At 47.3% G+C, this 1,700-nt stretch carries 2 protein-coding genes; both read left to right on the forward strand.

Going from position 1 to position 1,700, the window contains the following annotated elements:
- The first annotated feature begins 260 nt into the window (after positions 1-260).
- Positions 261-1,154 carry a myo-inosose-2 dehydratase gene (iolE, locus tag BIZ37_RS30060; RefSeq protein ID WP_187464663.1) on the forward strand — a complete coding sequence of 298 codons (894 nt, stop codon included), beginning with the start codon at positions 261-263 and terminating at the stop codon, positions 1,152-1,154.
- 108 nt (positions 1,155-1,262) lie between these two features.
- A partial coding sequence (locus BIZ37_RS30065) for a thiamine pyrophosphate-binding protein (RefSeq protein ID WP_255526970.1) occupies positions 1,263-1,700 on the forward strand: 438 nt, incomplete at its 3' end.

Below are 1,700 nucleotides of genomic sequence, written 5' to 3' on the forward strand. Positions count from 1 at the left end.
TTTGTGATCTTGCTCAAAAAATCGTCTCAGGCCGCGTGGTGACTGGGTTTTTTCCGATTTTTCCAAAAAAATGAAATCCTTTTCAATCTTCGAAAAATATTTTTCATTTTGATTTTTTTGGTTATAGTAATTTCCAAGTTAAGCGAACTGGTGAAGAGAGAGAAGTTCTTTACCTTATGTGAGAAAGACATAACCCGAAGAACAAAAAAGCTATCTCATCACGTTAAATATTTTTATTAAGTTATTGTTGGAGAACAAACATGAGCAATGTGCAATACGGAATCAGCCCACTAACTTGGACTAACGATGATATGCCTGAACTGGGCGGCGAGATCCCATTGGAAACATGTTTGAGTGAAATGGCAGAAGCGGGCTTTACCGGTACTGAGCTAGGTACTAAATACCCACGTGAGCCAGAAGTTCTTATCCCTCTTCTAGAAAAGCACGGCCTAGTTCTGGCTTCAGGCTGGTACAGCGGTAACTTGATGACGCTAACCGCTGAAGAAGAAATCGCAGCAATGCAAGAGCACATCAAGCTGCTTAAAGCTGCTGGCTGTAAAGCAATGGTATTTGGTGAAGTGAGCAACACGGTTCACGGTGATATCAACACACCACTTTCTCAGCGCGTTATCCTGACTATGGATGAGTGGAAAGCATACTGTGAAAAGCTAACAACAGTTGCTGAGTACCTACTTAACGAGCACGACATCAAGCTTTCTTTCCACCACCACGTGGGCACCATCTGTGAAACAGAAGATGACATCAACATCATGATGGAGCTGACTGGCGATGCTGTTCACCTAACACTGGATACAGGCCACATCACATACGGCGGCGGTAACCCTGTCACCATGATCAAGCGCTGGGGCCACCGCATCGGCCACATGCACTTTAAAGACCTACGTCTAGAAGTGATGAATGCCGCTCGTGATGCAGACAAATCATTCCTTAACGCAGTACTTGATGGTGTATTCACCGTTCCTGGTACTGGCGACGTTGACTACGACGACGTTTTCGCTGCACTGAAAGAGCGCGACTACAAAGGCTGGCTACTGGTTGAAGCAGAGCAAGACCCTGCTAAAGCACACCCACTAACTTTCGCTAAAACAGCCTACGAGAACATCACTGGCTACGCGAACAAGTACGGCCTGTAACAAAGAACCCCTGGGGGTGATTACCCCCTAAAGTATCCCCGGCTGCGCCATTTGGGAGGTGGGCCGGGGTAGGGATACCCCATCGGGTACTGATTATCGAGGAAGACAATGAATACTGTACGCCTGACTGTTGCTGAAGCGCTTGCTAAGTACCTTGCAGCACAAATGATTGAAATTGATGGAAAGAAAGAACAACTTTTCGGTACGGCCTTTGCGATTTTCGGTCACGGTAACGTGACGTGTTTTGGCCAGCAGCTAAAGAATATTGAAGATAAGATCCCAACCTGGCGCGGTCAGAACGAACAGTCGATGGCAACAGCGGCCATTGCGTATGCTAAGGCTAACCAGCGTCGCCGTATCGGTATTGCAACTAGCTCTATCGGCCCTGGCGCAACCAACATGGTTACCGCTGCCGGTATCGCTCACACTAACCGTCTGCCTCTTCTACTTATTGCTGGTGACGCTTATGTTAGCCGTCTACCAGATCCAGTTTTGCAACAGCCGGAGAACTTCGAAGATCCGTCTGTGACATCAAACGATGCCTTC

Source organism: Photobacterium sp. BZF1, from assembly GCF_014349205.1.
Lineage (GTDB): Bacteria > Pseudomonadota > Gammaproteobacteria > Enterobacterales > Vibrionaceae > Photobacterium.